The sequence below is a fragment of the Streptomyces rubradiris genome, assembly GCF_016860525.1.
Taxonomy (GTDB): domain Bacteria; phylum Actinomycetota; class Actinomycetes; order Streptomycetales; family Streptomycetaceae; genus Streptomyces; species Streptomyces rubradiris.
The window spans coordinates 912,567-932,685 of record NZ_BNEA01000015.1 but is presented as its reverse complement, the minus strand read 5'-3'; the positions used below and the strand labels follow the sequence as shown (position 1 = coordinate 932,685).

General features: G+C 71.3%; 12 protein-coding genes and 3 pseudogenes. 6 read left to right on the top strand and 9 right to left on the bottom strand.

Annotated features, from left to right (window positions below):
- Positions 1 to 2: 2 nt before the first annotated feature.
- A complete protein-coding gene (locus tag Srubr_RS17405; protein ID WP_229926400.1) occupies positions 3 to 923 on the bottom strand; it encodes a helix-turn-helix transcriptional regulator in 921 nt (306 codons plus the stop codon).
- A gap of 471 nt (positions 924 to 1,394) precedes the next feature.
- Between Srubr_RS17405 and Srubr_RS17400 the strand changes: the two are divergent.
- Together Srubr_RS17400 and Srubr_RS17395 are read left to right on the top strand one after the other, a co-directional pair.
- Positions 1,395 to 1,748 (top strand): annotated as a pseudogene (locus Srubr_RS17400) (response regulator transcription factor); the annotation flags it as partial.
- A 354-nt stretch (positions 1,749 to 2,102) separates the two neighbouring features.
- Positions 2,103 to 3,260 (top strand): oxygenase MpaB family protein, encoded by a 1,158-nt coding sequence (locus Srubr_RS17395; RefSeq protein WP_229926399.1) that lies wholly within the window; start codon positions 2,103 to 2,105, stop codon positions 3,258 to 3,260.
- Positions 3,261 to 3,433: 173 nt separating this feature from the next.
- Here Srubr_RS17395 and Srubr_RS17390 read toward each other — a convergent pair whose 3' ends face one another.
- Positions 3,434 to 4,585, bottom strand: coding sequence for a Dyp-type peroxidase (locus Srubr_RS17390; protein WP_189989509.1), 1,152 nt, complete (start codon positions 4,583 to 4,585; stop codon positions 3,434 to 3,436).
- Between the two features lie 214 nt (positions 4,586 to 4,799).
- Here Srubr_RS17390 and Srubr_RS17385 point away from each other — a divergent pair, with 214 nt between their 5' ends.
- The gene (locus Srubr_RS17385) at positions 4,800 to 6,011 is read left to right on the top strand and encodes a right-handed parallel beta-helix repeat-containing protein (protein ID WP_229926429.1); all 1,212 of its coding nucleotides are present in this window, start codon (positions 4,800 to 4,802) and stop codon (positions 6,009 to 6,011) included.
- Positions 6,012 to 6,018: 7 nt separating this feature from the next.
- Here the strand turns inward: Srubr_RS17385 and Srubr_RS17380 are convergent, their stop codons facing one another.
- Both Srubr_RS17380 and Srubr_RS17375 read right to left on the bottom strand, forming a co-directional pair.
- On the bottom strand, positions 6,019 to 6,699 hold the full coding sequence (locus Srubr_RS17380) for a hypothetical protein (RefSeq protein ID WP_189989831.1): 681 nt from the start codon (positions 6,697 to 6,699) through the stop codon (positions 6,019 to 6,021).
- A 278-nt stretch (positions 6,700 to 6,977) separates the two neighbouring features.
- Positions 6,978 to 9,527 (bottom strand): SdrD B-like domain-containing protein, encoded by a 2,550-nt coding sequence (locus Srubr_RS17375; RefSeq protein ID WP_189989505.1) that lies wholly within the window; start codon positions 9,525 to 9,527, stop codon positions 6,978 to 6,980.
- Between the two features lie 753 nt (positions 9,528 to 10,280).
- Between Srubr_RS17375 and Srubr_RS17370 the strand changes: the two genes are divergently transcribed.
- From Srubr_RS17370 to Srubr_RS17360, 3 genes are read left to right on the top strand one after another with little or no spacing between them, the layout of a single operon-like run.
- Entirely contained in the window at positions 10,281 to 10,526 is a 246-nt protein-coding gene (locus tag Srubr_RS17370) for a hypothetical protein (protein WP_308439873.1), read from the top strand.
- 28 nt (positions 10,527 to 10,554) lie between these two features.
- A complete protein-coding gene (locus tag Srubr_RS17365) occupies positions 10,555 to 12,309 on the top strand; it encodes a sodium/solute symporter (RefSeq protein WP_189989501.1) in 1,755 nt (584 codons plus the stop codon).
- 43 nt (positions 12,310 to 12,352) lie between these two features.
- Positions 12,353 to 13,654, top strand: coding sequence for a sensor histidine kinase (locus tag Srubr_RS17360; RefSeq protein ID WP_189989498.1), 1,302 nt, complete (start codon positions 12,353 to 12,355; stop codon positions 13,652 to 13,654).
- Here the strand turns inward: Srubr_RS17360 and Srubr_RS17355 are convergent.
- The 5 genes and pseudogenes from Srubr_RS17355 to Srubr_RS40795 form a co-directional block, all read right to left on the bottom strand.
- On the bottom strand, positions 13,634 to 15,094 hold the full coding sequence (locus Srubr_RS17355; RefSeq protein ID WP_189989496.1) for an amino acid permease: 1,461 nt from the start codon (positions 15,092 to 15,094) through the stop codon (positions 13,634 to 13,636). The two genes, Srubr_RS17360 and Srubr_RS17355, sit on opposite strands and share 21 nt — an antisense overlap.
- Positions 15,095 to 15,271: 177 nt before the next feature.
- Positions 15,272 to 15,853: a GntR family transcriptional regulator gene (locus tag Srubr_RS17350; protein WP_268257560.1), complete on the bottom strand. Its 582-nt coding sequence runs from the start codon at positions 15,851 to 15,853 to the stop codon at positions 15,272 to 15,274.
- A 269-nt stretch (positions 15,854 to 16,122) separates the two neighbouring features.
- Positions 16,123 to 16,554, bottom strand: a pseudogene (locus Srubr_RS17345) (Scr1 family TA system antitoxin-like transcriptional regulator); the annotation flags it as partial.
- A 364-nt stretch (positions 16,555 to 16,918) separates the two neighbouring features.
- Positions 16,919 to 18,688 (bottom strand): group II intron reverse transcriptase/maturase, encoded by a 1,770-nt coding sequence (ltrA, locus tag Srubr_RS17340; RefSeq protein ID WP_189989492.1) that lies wholly within the window; start codon positions 18,686 to 18,688, stop codon positions 16,919 to 16,921.
- Positions 18,689 to 19,344: 656 nt separating this feature from the next.
- Positions 19,345 to 20,093, bottom strand: a pseudogene (locus Srubr_RS40795) (IS5 family transposase); the annotation flags it as partial.
- Between the last annotated feature and the right edge of the window lie 26 nt (positions 20,094 to 20,119).

Genomic DNA, 20,119 nt, shown 5'->3' with positions numbered 1-20,119 from the left:
CGTCAGCCGGTGGGCGGGGTGCTCGCTTTCTGCTTTGCCTGCTGCCTCCACTCACGCGGGGACAGGCCGTAGGCCGACCGGAACCTGCGGGTGAAGTGGCTCGGGCTGGAGAAGCCGCAGCGTGCCGCGACGACTCCGATGGCGAGGCCCGCGTGATCGGGGGAGGCCAGCATCCGCCGGGCCGTGGCGAGCCGCTCGGAGATGATCCACTGTTCCAGGCTCACCTCGGCCTCGCGCAGTACCTGGTAGAGGTGGCGGACCGACACCCCGTGCGCGGCGGCGATGCTCTCCGCGCAGAGGCCGGGGTCGGTGTGGTGCCGGCGGACGTGGGCCGTCACCCGGGTGAGCAGGGTCTCGTCCATCACCGACCGCACGACCGGCGTCCCCGGGTCGTGCGCCGCGGACACCAGCAGCGCGCGGACCAGGTCGGCGGTGGCCCCCGCCAGGGCCGTCGCGCCGGGGTCCCGGGCCAGCCGACCGGGATCGCGCCACATGTCCCGCAGGTGACGCAGCACCAGATCGTGGAGCGGACTCGCCCGCAGCCGGAGGGAAGCCCGCACCACCGTCTCCACGGGCAGGCCGATCCGCTCGACGTCGAACACCATGGCCTGGGAGCCCCCGTCGCCCGACCATCCGTAGACGCGGGGCGACAGCTCGTGGAAGACACAGACGTTGTCCGGCCCGAGGAGCATCCGCTGGCCGGCGACCTCCGCGCGGCCCGTCCCCCGGTGCTGGAGCGACACCGAGACGACCGGGTTGCTGCGCTGTCTTCGGATGTGAGCGGGGGTGCGGTGGGCCTCGAAGCCGCTGTTGTACGTGGAGAACATCGGCAGGCCCCCGACGCTCCAGAGCTCCATCCGGGCGTGGACGCCCTCGGATGTCTTCTCGTGGACGATGTGGTTGGGCACCGAATCGTTGGTCATCCCGTGACGGAATGCCTCCAGTCGTTCAGCGGGGGGCAAGGCGCTGGTGTCCAGCAGCAACAACGTTCCTCCACGTGCGTCTCATGGTCCGGGATCCGATTCTCACCGCGCTCATGGCGGTGCTCAAGACACTTCCGGCACACACGCCTTGGGAGCACGGCCGGGTCGCCGGCTCGCCTGACCGCCCCTGTCAGGGGTGGGGCTGGACCCACCCCTGACAGGGGCGCAGGTGGATTCTGCCCCCGCCCGGCAACGCCCTACTGTCCGAGACGAGTCGCTTCGAGGAGCGAAGCGGCGGTGAGCGGCCGAAGTCGCCGACGGGGTGGGAGACATGGTACGAGCAAGGGTGCGGCAGGGGTTCCGGCCGCGGATCGACGAGAGCGCTCCGGCGCTGCGGCTGTCGGGCCTGCGCAAGCGGTTCGGGGCCGTCACCGCGGTGGACGGTGTCGAACTGGTGGTGCCGAGCGGGTCGTCGGCTACCTGCTCAAGGAGCGCGTCTCCAAGACCGACCAGTTCGTGGACGCGGTGTCCACCGTGGCGGCCGGCGGTACGGTGATGGACCCCCAGGTGATCTCCCGGCTGCTCGCCCGCATCGCCTACGACCAGCCGCTGGCCCTGCTCACGCCCCGGGAGCGGGACGTCCTGGCGATGATGGCCGAGGGCCGGTCCAACGCGGCCATCGCCCAGCGCCTGCACTTCAGCGAAGGTGCCGTGAGCAAGCACACCTCCAGCATCTTCGCCAAGCTCGGCCTCGGCCCCTCCGACGACGACAATCGCCGCGTGCTCGCGGTGCTGGCGTACCTCGACGGGACCCGGTCGGCCTGATCCGGCTTACCCGGAGCCCTTCGCCGACCTCGCGCCGCGGGGCCTGCTCGGCGACGGCGAATGCCCGCGGGCGCGGGGTGCGGACGGCGGAGTGCCCGCGGTGGTGCGGTGGAACCCGATCGGCATCTCGGCACAAAGCCGGGAACGAAGAATCGCTGCGGCCCGCAATTGTTTCTTCCGTTTCTTCCGCGGGTGTTCGCGGAGACGGCAGAGCGCCAAGCAGTGAAGGCGCGACGCAAAGCACTCCCGTACGCCCCTGAGCGGCCCTTGCCCACCGCGCGAGGCGGCGGAAGCATCGATTCCGCGATCTTGCCGGCGTGTCCGTACCGAAGTCATGGGAAAGGGAGATCGGCTGTGGCGCTGACGGAAGCGAACTTCGCGCAGGAGCTGGAAGCGGCGGCGCAGGCGGGTGATCCGCCCGCCGACGAGCTGGTGTCCGCGATGATCGACCAAGGGGAGGTGCCCGGGGTCAACGAACTCTTCCGCACGGTCAACACCCTCAAGCCCGGCATGGACTACGCGCAACTGCCGCCGCGGCTGGCGGACTTCATGCGACAGGCGGAGGCCGAGCCGCCGGGCTGGAGCGAGGACGACACCAAGGCCGCGGAGGGCTTCTTCGCCCACCACCACGGCGAGGCGTCGATGCTCCAGGGCACGGTCGGCCTCATCGGCACCTACCTCTCGCCTACCGGGGCCTACACCCTGCGGTCCACCGGCCGCCTCGGCGGCGTCGAAGGCCCCGGCCGCCGTCTTTCGCAGTCCACCCGGCTGTTCCAGGGCATGGGCGACAAGGGCGCCATGCGCGACGGGACGCTGAAGGCGACGGTCACCAAGGTCCGGCTCGTCCACGCCTCGGTGCGGCAACTGCACCGGAAGAGCGGCGAGTGGGACTACGCGAAGTGGGGGATGCCCGTCTCGCAGAAGTACACCACCGGCGCGGCCTGCGTCTTCAGCGTGCAGATCCTGCAGGCCATGCGCAACCTCGGTATCGACGTCTCCAAGGCCGACGCGCACGGCTTCATGCGCGCCTGGCACTACGTCAACCACTATCTCGGCACGCCGGAGCGGTGGCAGCTGCCCAAGGACGTGGACCTGGTCGACCGGATGTGGACCAGGGTCCGCGACGACGAGTGGAAGAAGACCGACGACGGTGTCTTCATGACCCGGCAGGCCATCACCTACTACAAGCAACTGGTGGGGAACGTCCCCGGCGTCACCGACATGTTCCTCGCGATGGTCCGCCAGGCGCTCACCGACAAGTACGCCGACATGGCCGGTGTCCCGCGCAGTCCCGTCGACCTCGGCGCCAAGGCCGCTGCCGTCGGCAACAGCGCGCTCGGCGGGTTCGGGAGCGTTCTCGGCGGTGCCGCCAAGAAGGTCACCGGTGTCGACCCCCGCGAGGAGGCCATCGGCGCGGGCAGCAAGGTGTTCAACAGGGTGCTGGAGGACGCCGTCACCCACGACAAGGACAGGCAGCCGCAGATGCACCAGGAACTCCATGACGGCCGCTGACCTCACCCGGTGCTGCCCCGGCCCCCACCGGCCGGGGCAGTCCCGCGTACAGCGGCCGTCGTAGCCGCTCACCCGCTGTTCCGTCCGCACCGGCAGGCCGGAGACCGCCTCCCTGCTCCCCGCCGGTCACCGGCGCCGGCCCGGCCCGTGACGAGAGCCGAAACCCAGCCCGTTCAGGAGAACAGCCCCGCGCCCAGCGGCCGTTGCCGGTCGAAGCCGGGGAGGATGAGGAAGGTCGCTCCGGCCGTGGTGGTGGTGAAGGGCAGCAGTGCGTCGGAACTCTCCATGTGGGCCAGTGTCTTCGTGAAGGTGCGCAGGTCGTTCTGGAAGCTGATGAAGAGCAGGCCGGGGGCGGGCCCGTCGGTGCTGTAGGAGCGGCGGAGCATGAGGCCGACGCCGACCACGCCCGGGTGGGCCCGGCGGACGTGGGCGTCGGCCGGGACCAGGTAGCGTCCGTCCGGTGTCTTGGCGCCGAGGTCCGGGTCGGTGGCGGCGGTCCCGCCGGAGAGAGGCGCACCGGTGGTTCTGCGCCGGCCGAGGACCGCCTCCTGCTCGGCCACGGAGAGCGCGGCGAACCGTGGCAGGTCGAGTTCCATGCGCCGTACCACGGCGATCGTGCCGCCGGCGACCGGAGCGGGTCCGGCCAGCCACAGATCACGCCGCTGTTCGGCCACCGTGTGCGGGCCCACGATGCCGTCGACGAAACCGAGCAGGTTGCGCGGCGCGGAGACGTCCTCGCTCACCCGGACGTCCGGACCACGGTGTCCGGACTGCCGCCAGCGTTCCCGGACCCGGTCCCCGGCCTGCCCCAGCAGCGCGGCGGCGACGACCGGCAACAGCAGGGGGTCGCCGGCGCAGATCTGTACCAGCAGGTCCCCGCCGCGCGACCCCGGGGCGATCCGCTCGCGGGAGAACCGGGGCAGGTCCGCCGCGCCGGGCAGGGCGGGACCGGCCCCGCGCACCAGCCGTGGTCCCACCCCGATCGTCACGGTGAGGTCGCCCGGCGCCAGGCCCAGCAGACGCGGATCGGTCCCCGCGGTGAGCGTGAGGACGGCCTCGCCGAGTTCGGCCAGCAGCGGGCCGACGGCCACGCCGTCGTCCACATCGGCCACCACCGCCAGGAGGTTCGGCTGGGCCGTGCGCGGGAGCGTGACGCCCGCCTGGTGACGACCGGTGGGGGAGACCCGTGGGGTGGGCGTGGGGGACGGGGGGCGGTCCTGCCGGGCCGCGGGCGATTCGCACCCCGCCGTGAGTCCGGTGGCCGCCACGGCCCCACTGGCGCCGATGAACGCGCGGCGGGACGGGCGGGGTTCGGCTCGGCTCACGGTGTGCAGGATGTCATATCCCTTCCCGATGAGACGAGTTGACCGGCCCCGCGGCTGGCCGGCTTCATGCCAGGATGAGGCCATGCCTCGTCTGCGTCTTCGTGTGATGGCCGCGTCATTGAGCACACTGGCATGCGTACTGGCGGGCTGCGGGTCCGGTGACGACGGGCCGGACCACGGCCGGCGGCCCGACGGGGCGCACGTGACCATCAGGGTGCCGGCCGACGCCCCGACCATCTCGGACGCGGTGTCCCTCGCCCGCCCCGGTGACCTGGTGCTGGTCGCACCGGGCGTCTACCACGAGTCGGTGAAGGTCTCCACGCCTCGGATCACCCTCCGTGGCGAGTCCCGGGACAAGGTCGTCATCGACGGGCGGACGCGGCAGCCGAACGGCATCGTCGTCTCCGCGCCCGGAGTGGCCGTGCAGAACCTGACCGTGCGGAACAACACGCAGAACGGGGTCCTGGTCACCGGTTCCGCGAAGGCGGCCGCCGGACTGCCGGGGCGTTCCGGGGGCTACGACACCGGTGACGAGCCGGTCACCTTCCTGAAGTCGTTCCTGGTCTCGCATGTGACCGCCACCCGCAACGGCCTGTACGGCATCTACGCGTTCTCCGCGCAGAACGGTGTCATCGAGCACTCGTACGCCTCGGGCGCCGCCGACTCGGGAATCTACGTCGGCCAGTGCAAGCCCTGCCGCATCGTGGTGCGGGACAACATCGCCGAGCTGAACGCGGTCGGTTACGAAGGCACCAACGCCGGCGGGGACATGTACGTGGTCGGCAACCGCTTCGCCGGCAACCGGGTCGGGCTCACCACCAACTCCGACCACCAGGAGAAACTGCTCCCGCAGCGGGACGCCGTCATCGCGGGCAACCTGATCGCCGCCAACCAGCAGCGGGCCACCCCGGAACAGGCCGACGGCGGCTGGGGCACCGGCATCGGCGTCGACGGCGGCAGCGGCAACCGGTTCCTGCGCAACCGCGTCACCGGCAACAGCACCGCCGGGCTGGTGATCACCGCGACCGCCGACATCCCTCCGGTCGGCAACCAGATCGTGGACAACACGTTCGACGGCAACGGCGTCGACGTCGGCTGGTCGTTCCCCACCGCCACCCGGGGGCGGGGCAACTGCCTGCGCGGCAACGCACTGGACAGCACGGCGCCCGCCCGGCTCGCGACGACCGCGGCCTGCCCGCTGCCCGCCAAGGCGCCCTCACCGACCGGTACTTGGGCGACGCCGACGGCACCCGGCGGCATCCCGTTCACCGAGGTCGCCGCGCCCGGTCCGCAGCCGCAGTTCCCCCACGCGGCGACCACGGGCGCCACCGTCGTCCCGGCCGTCCCGGCCCTGCCCGAGCCGGCGGACGTCCCCCTGCCGCCGGTGTCCCTGCTCGCCGCGCACGCGCGGGTACGGACGCCCTGAACGGCGGCTACCGGGCCGGGGTCACCCCGGGCACCGGCTCGACCGGCACGTACGTCCGGCTGTCGAAGGCGATGACCACCGGCTGCTCCTCGGACTCCACGCGGACGCGGACCCGGTACATGGTGCCGTCCGGGCCCACCCAGTAGCGCACGTTGCCCGCCGTGCCGGAACGGTCCGGGGAGGCCGGCCCGGTCATGACGTCCACCCGGTGCCCGTCCACCTGGTCCCGTCCCCACCAGGCGGCCCCGTTCTGCGGCAGCAGTTCGGCGTTGTCCGGCCGGTCGCTGCCGAGCTTGAGCGCGATGGCGAGCGAAGTGTCCAGCGCGCTGCCGGATGCCTGGAGCGGACGGTCGTACCAGCCGGAGCCGGGTGGTGACGCGGGGGCGTGCGCCGGGGCATGCGCCATCGGGTGGACGTACACGGAGGTGGCCGTCCACTGGATCAGCCCGTCGCTGGACGTGTCGCGCCCGCTGCCGCGCACCACGCCGTAACCGACCTTGCCCCGGTAGTCCACGGAGCCGGTGACGGTCAGCCCGCCGGTGGCGCCCGGCACGGTGATCGTCACCGCGCGGCCCCGCGCCTCGTAGTTGCGGAACCGGGCGATGGCCAGCCGGTTCGCCTCGTCCTCGGTCAGCGCGCGCGGGCCGCCCGGGTCCGGGCCGCCGCCGGCGAGGAGGAACACGGCCACCGCGACCGCCGCCAGGCCGACGGCGACCGCCGCCCAGTGTGGCCACCGCCATCGGCGCCGGCCGGGCGCGCGGCCCGGTGGGGCCTGCCGGATTCTTCCGCCGCGCACGCGGTTCGTCACTGGCACTTGACTGCCTCACCCTCTTGATCGTCACCCCGCCGCCCGGCCGCCGGGGTGGCACACGACGCGAGGCCGGCCCTCGGGGGCCGGCCGGGACGTGATCCGCCCGTGCGCGCCGTCCTGATCGCGGACGGGCGGATCACCGTGGTGCGGTGCGTTCAGTGGTGCCGGGCGCGACGGTTCCGGGTCACGAACGCGATGACCAGGCCCGCGCCCACCAGCAGACCGGCGAGGCCGATCAGCGTCGGCACCCCGGACATACCGGTGTTCGCCATCGAACCGCCCCCGCCGCCCGGGGCCGGGCCGACCGGCGGCGCCGGTGACGGTGGCACCGGTGACGGTGGCGTCGAGGCCGGTGGTGAGGCCGGCGGCGAACTCGGGGCCGGTGTCGGAGCCGGGGTGCTCGGACCGGGGGTCGGGCTCGGGCTCGGGCTGGGGGACTCCTTCGGGATGTACACCCCGGCGTCGATGGTGTGGTCGACGCCGCCCGGCTTGTCCGGAGCGGTGACGGGCGCGTAGCCGTTGCACAGCTCCCCGGTGGTCGGCGGGGTCACGTTGGAGTCGTGCGCACGGTTGTCACCGGCCCGCGGGAGCGTGAACCTCAGCTCGCTCGCCGCCGGCTGCTCGGGCACCTGGCTGGTGTCCGCGGTGCACACGTCGAACTGCACCGTGTACTTCGCGCCGGGCGTGAGCTGGTACGCGGCGCCGACACCGCCGAAGTAGTACTCGCCGGCCGCGTTGGTCCTGGTCGTGGCGACCTGTTCGCCGTCCGCGTCCAACAGGTTGATCGTCGCTCCCGGCAGCAGTACGTGCCCCGGGTCCTGGATGCCGTTGTGGTCGCCGTCGAACCACACGACGTTGCCGATCTGGATCGGCGCGTTCGCCGCCGCGTAGGCGATGTCACCGAGCCCGCCGGCCTTGCCGAACCCGCCTTGGGCCGAGCTGACGAACTGGTACCCGTTGGCCTTCGGGGCGTTGCCCGGGCCCTCACCGGTCGTGATGTCGTGGTAGCCGGTTCCCGAGGTCGCGACCTGCTCGACCGGGTCGAACTCGGTGCTGACGACCCACTGTTGCTGCGGGATGTAGGCCACCGACCCCAGCGAGGTCTCCTGGTGGGCGCTGGCGAAGGAGTCGCCCGGGAAGTATTCCACGACGTCGGCGGGCTGGCCGCCGCTGTTGGCGGGGGTGGCGTTGTTGGGACAGCTCCCGGTGCCTTCCCACTGGTATTCACCGGTGGGAGTGGCGCAGACCATGGTGATGTCGCCACCGGACATGGCGTATTCCGCCTTGTCGATCCCCGGGCGGGGGTCCAGCCCTCCCCAGCTGAGCACGTCCATGAACCGGTCGCGGAAGCCCAGGATCATCGAGCCGTCCCGGGCGAAGGCGAGGGAGGCCAGCTCCGGCTGCGGATCGATGAAGGTGTCGCGCACCTTCCGGTCGTCCCACGTGTCCAGGCTGGTGTTCCACGGGTTCCAGTGGGTGGCATGGGCGTCGTCGGAACGGTGGACGCTGCCGCGTTCGGCCGTGAGCGGGTGGCTCAGGACCGTGGTGAACCGCTTGCCGTCGAAGGTGGCGACGACGGCCTTCAGGTCCTCGCGCTTCTGCGTGCTCTCCGCGCTGCACACGCCGCCTACGTACAGCGTGTTGTCGTGGGTCTGGAGCCCGAACGGCCGCCAGTCGCCGCGGTTCGCGCACCCCGGGTCCGGGATCGGGACCGTCGACTTGGGCGCGGAGGCGGTGGCGCCGGTCGCGTCGAAGCTCACCAGGCTGCGGGTGCGCAGGTTCACCGCGTACAGCGTGGTGCCGTCCTCCGACAGGGCCAGGCCGCCGATGCTCTCCTTGCCGGGCGCGTCGGTGAACCCGGCGTCCTTGATCATGTTGGCGGTGTCGTGCCGCGTCACCGTGGCGTCCGGCACCCGCGCGAACAGCTTCGGGGCACCCGAACCGTCGACCGGCACCGTGTAGATCGCGCCCCCGCCCTGCGGCCCGTACGGGGTGTACCGGCGGGCGAACGCGCTCTGGAACAGCCGGGTCCGGTACGTGTCGTACGCCAGCCCGAACGTCGTGCCCACCTGGGCCTGGGTGGCCAGGGTGGTCGGGCACGCCGCGTCGGTGGGACACGTGCCCCGGACCTTCGTCCCGAACGCCACCAGCGCCCGGTTGTCGTTCCCGTTCGGGCCGTTGTGGACCGGCACGAAGTACCGGGAGTCCGGCAGCGCGTAGTCGGCCGGATCCCACACCCCGGTCACCACCGAGGCGTCCTTCCCGTCCGACACGTCCACGAACGACGTGAAGCTGTCGAAGTGGTTCTCCGCCGTCGACGCGGGCGCCGCCCGCAGATAGCGGCGATACGGTTCCGGGACGCTGACGTCGACGCGGTACCGGCCGCCGTCGAGCGCGGCCGACTCGGCCACCACGACCTTTCCGGTGGTGTCCGTGACACCGGTGACCCGGTGCCCGTCGGGGTCGGAGACCTCCACCCGCATGCCCCGCTGCGGCACGTCCATCGTCGTGTTGATCACGCCGGTGCCGAAGAAGTCACGCAGCACTTGGACCGTCAGCGTGCCGTCGTCGGCCGCGGCGGTGGCCGGTCCGGCCGTCGCCCCGACGGCGGCGCCCGCCAATAAGAGGAGGGACAAGCCGGTGCGCGCCAGAGGCTGCGCGAGCCCCCCGGCCGCCCGGTGCGAGTCTCTGCCGACTCGGTTCATGGCATCACACTCCACACTTCCTTTGTCTGGAAAACGAAGCCCCCGTGTCCGGAAAACGAAGCCCCCGGGGCAAAGAAAAAGGGCCCACACCGCTGTGCATGGGCCGTTTTACGGTGATCGCCGGAGGATATCGCGGGTGAGCCGTGAGGAGTGCGGGCCAGAAAAAGCGAACACGCGTTCAGGCTCTTGGGCGGGACCGCCCCGGTCCGGGAGTTTCCGCAGCTCAAACGTTGGGAGTTCGCGCAGCTCGAACACGGTACCCTCGCCCCCACCACCGACCTCGCCGACCGCCATCGCGGGCGGCGCGCGACATTCTATCCATGGGGATCTCGCCGTTACCACCAGAACTCCCGAAAGCGCCGGTATCCGCATTCTTGAAGATCCTCACGGTTTTCGGCCCCGCACCGGCCGATTACGGCTACGGGGCCGCGGCGGACGGCCGCGTCCCGCATCGTGGCCGGCCGCCCACGCCGGCACCGGCGCCGGCGCGGCGTTCGACGCTCCGCCGCTGAGGAGACGGGGTCCCGGTGGCGGCGGGGGCCGGCGCCGACCGGGAGCTGTCCCTTTGGTTTTGGGGTGCGTACACTCCACTGCGACGTGTGATCTTCGCGGGCCGGAGGGCGCGGCATGGGTGGACCCGGGACTCCCCGACGTGAGGTGGTCACGGGGGCACCCCGGACGTCCCGCCCGGCGCCCGGTCCGGTTCCCCCCGCCCGGACACGGCCCCAGGACACCGCCGTAATCAGGGAATTGATGCGCCGTCAATTCCGGCTCGGCGTGCTGGCCTTCGGAATGCTCGTCGGGCTGACCGGCCCGCTGCCCCTCGTCTTCGCCGCCCTGCCCGACCCGGCGGCCCGGCCGGGCAGCGCGCTGCTCGTCTGGGCCGTGCTCGGAGTCGGCGCCTACCCCGTGTTCGTCGTCATCGGCCGGTGGTACGTCGTGCGGGCCGAACGCAACGAACGGGACGCCGTGGAACGGGACGAGGGGACCCGGCGGTGACCGGGGCCCGGGCCCTTGGAGCCGCCGGGTGAACCAGACGTACGGCATCGTGGCCGTGTCGGCGGCGGTCCTGGCCACGCTGGTGATCGGCTCGGTGGGGCTGCGCGTCTCCCGCACCACCTCCGACTTCTACGTCGCCTCCCGTACCGTCCCGCCGTACCTCAACGCGATGGCCGTCAGCGGGGAGTACCTCTCGGCCGCCTCCTTCCTCGGCATCGCCGGGCTCGTCGCCGCCGAGGGCGTCCAGATGCTCTGGTTCCCGGTCGGCTACGCGGCCGGCTACCTCGTCCTGCTCGCGTTCGTCGCCGCCCCGCTGCGCCGCTCCGGTGCCTACACCCTGCCCGACTTCGCCGACTCACGGCTCGGCTCCACGGCCGCCCGGCGGGTCGCCGGGGTGCTCGTCGTCGGCGTCGGCTGGCTCTACCTGCTGCCCCAGCTCCAGGGCGCCGGCCTCACCCTCGGCCTGGTCACGGGCGCCCCGCACTGGCTCGGCGGCGTGCTCGTCGCCGTCGTCGTCACCCTGGCCGTGGCCGCCGGCGGCATGCGCGGCATCACTTTCGTGCAGGCGTTCCAGTACTGCCTGAAGCTGATCGCGCTCCTCGTACCCGCGCTGTTCCTGCTGCTCGCCTGGCACGGCGACCCGCGCCCCGCCGGCGCCCTGGAGGAGCCGCCGGCCTTCCGCCGGCACACCCAGGTCACCGTCGACAGCACCGTACGGCTGCGGATCGAGGCGCCGCTGCGGGCCGTGGCGAGCGGTGCCGTGGACGGCAGGACCTACGACGGCGCCCCGCTGGCGCTGGACCCCGGGGTGCACGAGATCCGGGCCGGCACCACCCTGCGCTTCACGCCCGGGACTCCGGTGCCCGAGCGCGCCTCCGGCGACGGCCGGCCGGGCGGCGCCGCCGGCTGGGCGGCACCGCTGTCCGGCGGCGAGGAGGCGCATCCGCTCTACGCCACGTACGGGCTGATCTGTGCCACCTTCCTCGGCACCATGGGGCTGCCGCACGTCCTCGTCCGCTTCTACACCAACCCCGACGGCCGCGCCGCCCGGCGCACCACCGTGATCGTGCTCGCCCTCGTCGGCGGCTTCTACCTGCTGCCGCCCCTCTATGGCGTCCTCGGCCGGCTCTACGCTCCCGACCTGCTGCTCACCGGCGACACCGACGCCGCCGTCCTCGTCCTGCCCGAGCGGCTGCTCGGCGGCACCGCAGGCGATCTGCTCGGCGCGCTGATCGCCGCCGGTGCCTGCGCCGCCTTCCTGTCCACCGCCTCCGGGCTCACCCTGTCCGTCGCGGGCGTGCTCAGCCAGGACGTGCTGCCCTCGCTCGGCGTCCGCCGCTTCCGGCTCGCCACGCTGCCGGCGGTGGCCGTGCCCGGCACCGTGAGCGTGGCCGCCGGCCAGCTCCCCGTCGCCGGCGCCGTGGGACTCGCCTTCGCCGTGGCCGCCTCCGCCTTCTGCCCGCTGCTGGTGCTCGGCATCTGGTGGCGCGGGCTGACCCCGCCCGGCGCGATCGCCGGACTCCTCGCCGGCGGTGGCGGCGCCCTCATCGCCGTCACCCTGACCATCGCCGGGCCACCGGCCGGCGGCTGGGCGCACTCCCTGCTCGCCTGGCCCGCCGTGTGGTCCGTCCCGCTCGGCTTCCTGACCATGATCCTGGTGTCCCTGGCGACCAGGGACCGCGTACCGCCCGGCACCGAGGCCGTCATGGCCCGCCTCCACCTGCCCGAACGCCCGGCCGGCCGGGACCTGCCCAGCACCCGCCGAGGAGTGACGACGCCATGACCACCCACCGGCTTCGGCGGTACGCCGCCCACGGCACGCGCCCGTGAACGGCCTCGCCCTGCTCGCCGCCGGGGCCCCGCTGCTCTTCGCCGCCGGGCTCGCCACCGGACGCCTGCTGGCCCGCCGGGCGGCCCACGGCGGCCCGGACCCCGGCACCCCCGTGGAACGCGCCACCTTCCGCACCCTGCACACCGCGTCCGTGGCCGCGCCCCCGCTGCGCGCCGGACTCACCCCGGAAGCCGCCCGCAAGGCGGTCCGCGGGCTGCGGCCGCTGTTCGGCACGGCCGCGCTCGGGCTCACCGCCGAGGACCGGCTGCTGGCCTGGGAGGGGCCGGGCCGGCACCACGCGGAGGCGGCCCTGGAGCGGGTCCGCCAGGTGCTGGACACCGGCCGCGCGCAGACCTTCGCCGTCGCCTGCCCGGACCCGGACTGCCCGGTGCGCTGGGGCGCCGCCGCCCCGCTCACCGTCGACCGGCGGGTGCCCGGCGCCCTCGTCGTGCTCGGCGCGGGCGAGCCGGGGTCCGGGGCGCGGGCCACCGAGGAGGTGGCGCGCTGGGTCTCCGTCCAGCTGGAACTCGCCGACCTCGACCGGACCCGCACCGGCCTGATCGAGGCGGAGGTCCGGGCGCTGCGGGCGCAGATCTCCCCGCACTTCGTCTACAACTCGCTGGCGGCGATCGCGTCCTTCGTGCGGACCGACCCCGAGCGGGCCCGCGAGCTGCTGCTGGAGTTCGCCGACTTCGCCCGCTACTCCTTCCGCCGGCACGGCGCGTTCACCACCCTGGCCGAGGAATTGCGCGCCGTCGAGCAGTTCCTGGAGCTGGTCCGGGCCCGGTTCGGGCCGCGGCTGGAGGTCACCCTGCGGATCGCCCCCGAGGTGCTGCCGGTGGCCGTGCCCTTCCTCTGCCTCCAGCCCCTGGTGGAGAACGCGGTCAAGCACGGACTGGAGGGCAGCACCGGGCGCGGCCGGATCACGATCACCGCACGGGACGAGGGGGCGACGGCCCGGATCGTCGTCGAGGACGACGGGGTGGGCACGGAGCCCGGCCGGCTCCGCCGCATCCTGCGCGGCGAGGACGGCCCGACGGCGGGCATCGGGTTGCGCAACGTGGACGAGCGGCTGCGCCAGGTCTACGGCGACGAGCACGGCCTGGTGATCGAGACGGGCGTCGGAGCGGGGACGAAGGTCACCCTCCGGGTCCCCAAGTACCGGCCCGGAGTCCACAGCGCGCCGCCGGAGCATCCGCCCGCGGACACCGGGCCCGAGAACACCGAACCCCCGGACACCGAAGTGCCGGGGGTCACGGAGCCGGGGGCCGGTGGGCTACGCCGTCTCGACCGCTGAGGTCCCGGCCGCCGGCATCTCGCCCGCCGGCGCCTGCCTGCGCTGCCGGCGCGCCGCCATCACCGCGTAGACGATGATCCCGACGAACAGGAACAGCACACCCTGGTACACCGCCGCGTAACCGGCGCCCGCCATCAGCCAGACGGAGAACGCGGCGGCCACGGCGGTGATCACGGAGTCCCGCACCAGCCGCCCCCGGTCGACCTGCCCGGGCCGCCCGGCCACCAGGTGGAAGATCTGCGCGGCGGTGGCCAGCAGATACGGGACGGTCGCGGTGAACGTGGTCACCAGGACCAGGACGTCGAAGACCTTGCCCGAGCCGGAGAAGTAGTTGTAGACGGTGAGCAGCGAGGCGAGGACGACCGTCACGCCCACGCCGACCGTGGGCACGCCCCGCCGGCGGCGGGCGAAGGCGCTCGGGAACAGCCCGTCGCGCGCCGCCGCGTACGGCGTCTGGGCGCTGAGCAGGGTCCAGCCGTTGAGGCAGCCGGTCATCGACACGAGCGCGGCGAGCGCCACCGCCGTACCGCCCCAGCTGCCCCCGAACATCGTGTTCACGGCGTCCGAGAACGGCGCGGTGGAGGACACCAGCCGGTCGTGGGCGACCGTGCCGAACACCGACACCGTGCCCAGCAGGTACACCAGCGCCGCGCCCGCGGTGCCGATGACGGTGGCGCGGCCCACGTTGCGGCGGGCGTTCTTGACCTCGCCGGCGCTGACGGCGGCGGACTCCACCCCGAGGTAGGAGAAGAGCAGCAGGGCGGCGGAGGCGGAGACCGCGCCGACCGCGCCGTGCCCGCTCGCGTTGAACGGCCCGAGCCGGTCCGGGTCGAAGAAGAACAGCCCGCCGACCGCCACCAGCAGCAGCGGTACGAACTTCAGCACGGTGGAGACCAGCTGGACGGCGCCGACGTACCGGGTGCCGGCGAAGTTGGCGAGGGCGGGCAGCCACTGGAGGGCCAGCGCGGCCAGGCAGGCGGTCCAGCGGTGGTCGTTGACCGGGACCAGAACGTCCAGGTAGCCGACGGCGGCGACGGCGAGCGCCGCGTTCGACACCCAGGTGGTGATCCAGTACGACCAGGCCGCGAGGAAGCCGGCGAAGTCGCCGAACGCCTCACGGGCGTAGACATAGGGGCCGCCGGTGCGCGGGTCCCGGGCGGCCAGCCGGCCGAAGACCAGGGCGAGCGCGATGGCGCCGACGGTCAGCACGACGAACGCGACCAGGCTGACCGTGCCGTAGGGGGCGATGGAGGCGGGCAGCAGGAAGATGCCGCCGCCGATGATGTTGCCCATGACCAGGGCGGTGGCGACGGGCAGGCCGAACCGGCGGGCATGCCGGCCGGCGTCGCCGCGGGGGTCCTCGGCGGGAACCGTGGGCGGCGCCGCGGGGGTCTCCGCGGAGGCCGGAGCCGACTGTGCGACGGTTCCGGTGTTGTGCATGGGTGGTGCGCCTCTCATGGAACGAACGTTCCCGGGATCACCGGGACGGGCTCCATGGTCGGGGATGCGCGGAACTGGCTCAAAATCGCCGTTTTTTGTTCCGTGCGGGCCGCTTGATCGTGCAAAAAACGTTGCGGCGCGGACCTCCCGCCGCCAGATGTCCGGTGCCGGCCGCGGTCAGTCCGCCGCCCACAGCCCGCGCACATGGCCCAGATGCCGGGTCATGATCGCGTGGACGGCCCGCTCGTCGCGCTCCAGCAGGGCGTCCAGCAGTTCCAGGTGCTCCTCGGCGGAGGCGAGCAGCCGGCCCGCCTGGACCAGCGCGGTCAGCCCGTACAGCCGGGAACGCCCCCGCAGGTCGGCGACGACCTCGACCAGGTGCGCGTTGCCCGCGAGGGCGAGCAGGCCGAGGTGGAAGCGGGTGTCCGCCTCGACGTAGGCGATCAGGTCGCCCGCCGCGGCGGCGGCGACGATCTCCCGGGCCGCCGGGCGCAGCGCCTCCAGCGAGACCCGGTCGGCGGTGCGGGCCAGGGCCGCCACGGTCGGGATCTCGACGAGCGCCCGGATCTGCGTGTACTCGTCCAGCTGCCGGTCGGAGACGACGGTGACCCGGAACCCCTTGTTGGGCACGGTGTCGACCAGCCCCTCCTTGGCCAGGTCGAGCATCGCCTCCCGGACCGGCGTCGCCGAGACGCCGAACCGGGCGGCCAGCTTCTGTTCGACAGGCGATAAGAGTGAGCAGAACGGACCCGCGAAGATGGTCGCCCCAACCGACACCGAGCTGGCGAGCTACGCGGCCCCCGTCTGGGGCAGTGACGTGGCGGGCCGGTGCACACGGTGCTCGGAGCCGTGTAAGCGGTACGGCACGGGCGCGAACCCGCTCTGCCGCGACTGCTTCAGCGTGGTCGCCGCGGCGTGGGGTCCGGGGGGGCAGGCAGAAGGGCTACAACGCGTAGAGCCACAGGCAGGGCGCTGGGCGGGCGGCCCTCGTCAGGCCGCCCGCCGCCATCGGTCGGCGGCCTGGCTGATCAGGTCGTAGGAGTGCTGGCGGTCGGCCGTCTCTGCAATTGGAGCAGGCTCTCGGTGAGAGCCCGGGCGTAGCCGGACCGGGTCTCGTACCAGGGCGTGATGTGCATGCCGATGATCATTTGCTTGTCGTAGACGGTGACCATCCCCACCTCGCCGCCGGCGAGCTGGAAGGCCCCGGGTGGCCCGTCATGCGGCAGGACACGGATGTCCACCGGCCCGGCTCCGGTGGTGCCCTCCATGAGGCGCAGCAGGTGACCGCACTGCTCAGCCATCGTGGCCGGCCCGCCCACCGGCCGGTACAGGACGGTGTCGTCCAGCAGCAGCGTCCGGCGCTGCTCAGGGTTGCGCGGCACTTGCGCGAGCCAGGCGGGCGGCTCGGTGGCTTCATCCGGGTCGGGGCAGAGCCCTGGATCGGTGATCGCCGCCCGGTACGCGGCTGTGCGGTAGCCGGGCGGGAGCCGTGCCGCGGCCTACTGCACGATCACGCTCGCCGCTCGCGTCACGGCCGCGTACCGGGCGGTCGCATCATCGGCGACATCCACCCACTTGTCCCACCGGCCCCGGCGCACCAGGTTGCCGGGGGCATGCTAGGGTCTTTCGTTTGGATCATCGGGCGGACCAGAGGAAGATGCCCGCGATGTGGAGTCCGGCCAGGTAGACGGTGGCGGTTTTCTCGTAGCGGGTGGCGATGCCTCGCCACTGGTCGGGTAGCCGGGTCATGTTGCCATGACCCGGCCCCCTCAGAACCGGGCATGCCTGTTTCCAGGCACCACGGCTCAAGCAAGCCCAAACGCTTCACAGAAACTGCTGTTTGTTTCTGCCATCTCGTGCATGAAGCTGCTGATGACATTCGGAGTGAACGAGTCGAAGATTCTTGACTTCATCAGATCCACCGTCTCGACGGTAGGTGAAATGATGTTTGTGCAACCGCTTCTTCATCGCATCGAACCAGTCGATCCACTCGCGTGGGCTTTCCGGCTCGTATTCTGCTCCAGCGATGAGCGCCTGACCGCAGAGCGGACAGAGCCCTTTCTGGCGGGCTGCCAGATTAAGGCTGATCTTGTCCATTGGTGGAGGTGTGCGCGTCCTGCGACGCTGACTCCAGTAGTCATGGAGCGCGGGATCGTCGGGTGACGACTTTCCCTTGACTAGTTGGTGTCTTCTGATGTTGGTCCAGGCGAACTTGGGAAGATGTGCACCTGTGGTGCGGTCACCGAAGACCCAGTTATTGTTCTTGGACCGGTTGAGTCTGCCGAAGTACTTGTTGACAATCCAGTGCTTCGACTTCTTCGGGTGGGTGCGCTTGGCCCACTTGTAGGTGAGCGTCCACACGTAACTGTCCAGCGCTGAGAATGTCTTGCTGGACACCACCGTCCGGTAGTACGCAGACCAGCCCCTGACGATCGGGGAGAGTCTGCGAAGTACGACTGTGATGCTCTGCCCGAGAAGAGCTTGCGTCTCGGAACGCAGTCGATACCGGATTCTCTTCACCGCATCCTTGCTGGGCGTAATGATCAGGCTGTCGCCATGGCGTCGAACGTTGAAGCCGAGGAAGTCGAACCCTTCGGAAAGATGAAGGATTCGCGTCTTCTCTTCGTTGAAGCGAAGACCTCGGGGTTCAAGCCATTCACCAAGCCGCGACTTGACCTTCTCAGCCTCCTCCTTGCTCGTGCAGAACACTGCAAAGTCGTCGGCGTAACGCACCAGGATTGGCGTCCCCTTCGCAGCCCACATCACTGTTCCTTTGCGGGTTGCGAAACGAACGCCTGCGGCTTCCTCCATTCCGTGAAGTGCAATATTGAGCAACAAGGGGCTGATTACTCCGCCTTGAGGTGTTCCCTCGTCGGTGCGAGTGAAGCGCCCGTTGTCGACCACGCCCGCCTTCAGCCACTGCCGGACGAGTTCCCTGGCAGGGAAGCCGCCGACGCAGCTGAGCAGGTGTTCGTGGTCGATGCGGTCGAACGCTGCGGCCAGGTCGGCGTCGAGTACCCACTGGCGCTTGGCCGTTTTGCCCTTCGCGGTGCTGAAGATCGCCTGGATGGCGTCGTGGCATCCGCGGCCTGGTCGGAATCCGTAGGATCGTGATTCGAACCGGGCTTCCCACTCGGGTTCCAGTGCGTTCTTTACGCGTGCCTGGATTACTCGGTCGCGCATTACTGGGATGCCGAGCGGGCGTTGCTTTCCATTGCTCTTCGGGATGTAGACCCGCTTGACGGGCCTGGCTCTCCAGGGCTGGGTTTGCTGGTCTATTTCGACCGCCATGCGAGCACGCGCCTGGGGGGTGAGCGCTCGTTCCCTGTCGATGCCTGCCGTCTTGCGGCCCTTGCTCTGCTGCGTTACCCGTTTCACGCTCAATAGCGTGTTACTGCGGCTCCGCAGCATGAGCTTCTGCAGATTGCGGACCTTCTTGAGGTCCCCTTCCTGTGTCGCTTTGAAGATCCGTTGTCTCAGGCGCCGTACGTTTCCCTCAGTGCTGGCCCAGTCGATGCCGTGCCAGTCCAGTGGGTCGCCCTGCGGTCCGTTCGCTGTGGAGGTGCGGCGGGCAGTAGGGACTGTCTGTCGCATGTTCCTCCTTCGCGTCTAACTTGTCCGGCAGGTTCTGGCGTCATTACTCGGGATGGTTCAAAGGCTCACCCGGCCCACGTGGGCACCCTTTCGGGCCAGGTCATTCCGACCTGTATCCGGCGAGTTATAGCCTGGGTTGAAGGACTCCAGGGTTTCCTCTGACCTTTCGGTCGACCGGCGTTCGCTTCTTGGGCCATCCTGTTCCCGCTGGAGAGTTGGGCCTTCCTCGCGGTCGGCTTACCGGGCAAGCCCGGACTCCAACGGGGTTTCCACGTTCCACACACGTAAGTTGCGGCTGGGGTGGGTGCCCCCTCTATCCCGGAACCGGCGGTGTCCTCCTCCCGACCTAAAGTCCTCGGGAGTCGCCTGGCGTATTTCAACGCCGGGTTCTATAGCCACTGATTGCGAACCATCGGGTGGCTTCAACCTTACGAGACATCAACGGGGGTTCACGCGGTTCACCCGTCCAGCCTTTCCCTCACCTGTCGTCCCCCGATGGCCAGGGAACCCTTGGGCTTGAACGCTCAGCTTCACACCCCGCTGTTACCGGCGGCGCATGTGAGCGCGGGAACGGATTGCGGACACTAATCCGGGGTCAGCACATTTCTCCTTCCTTCGTGGCTTTCCCACTTAACGTGTGCGACTTCGTGTCGCACCTTCAGGCGGTTGATGCACCGCTCGACGGTGTTGCGCTGCTTGTAGGTCTCGCGGTCGAAGGCCGGCGGCCTGCCGCCCCGGCTGCCCCGACGGAGCCGGTGGCTGCGCTGATCAGCAGGGACGGGGATCACTGCCCGGATGCCGCGCTTGCGCAGGTGCTCGCGGATCGCGCGGGAGGAGTACGCCTTGTCGGCCAGGACCACATCCGGCCTGGTGCGAGGTCGTCCTCGCCGGCGAGGAACGCGCAGGCGGGCCATGACCTCGGTGAAGGCGGGTGCATCACCGGCCTGTCCGGCGGTGAGGACGAACGCGAGGGGCCGGCAGCGGGCATCGGCGGCGAGGTGGATCTTCGTGGTCAGTCCGCCGCGGGAGCGGCCGATGGCATGGTCGCCGGGTTCGCCGGCCGGGGCCCCTTTTTGCGGGCCCCGGCCGCGTGCTGGTGGGCCCGCACGATCGTGGAGTCCACCGAGACGGCCCAGCCGAGGTCCTCGTCCGCGTCGGCCTGGGCCACCAGAGCGGTGAACACCCGCTCCCACGTGCCGTCCACGGCCCACATCCGCAGCCGGTTGTAGACGCCTCTCCAGTTGCCGTACTTCTCCGGCAGGTGGACCCACTGCGTTCCGGTCTGGAACTTGAACGCGATCGCGTCGATCACCTCGCGATGATCCCGCCAGCGGCCACCCCGCTTCGGCGTGCGGTCCGGGAGTAACGGCTCGATCCGCGCCCACTGCGCATCTGTTAACGGCACACCCGGACCAACGACCAACCGATCCA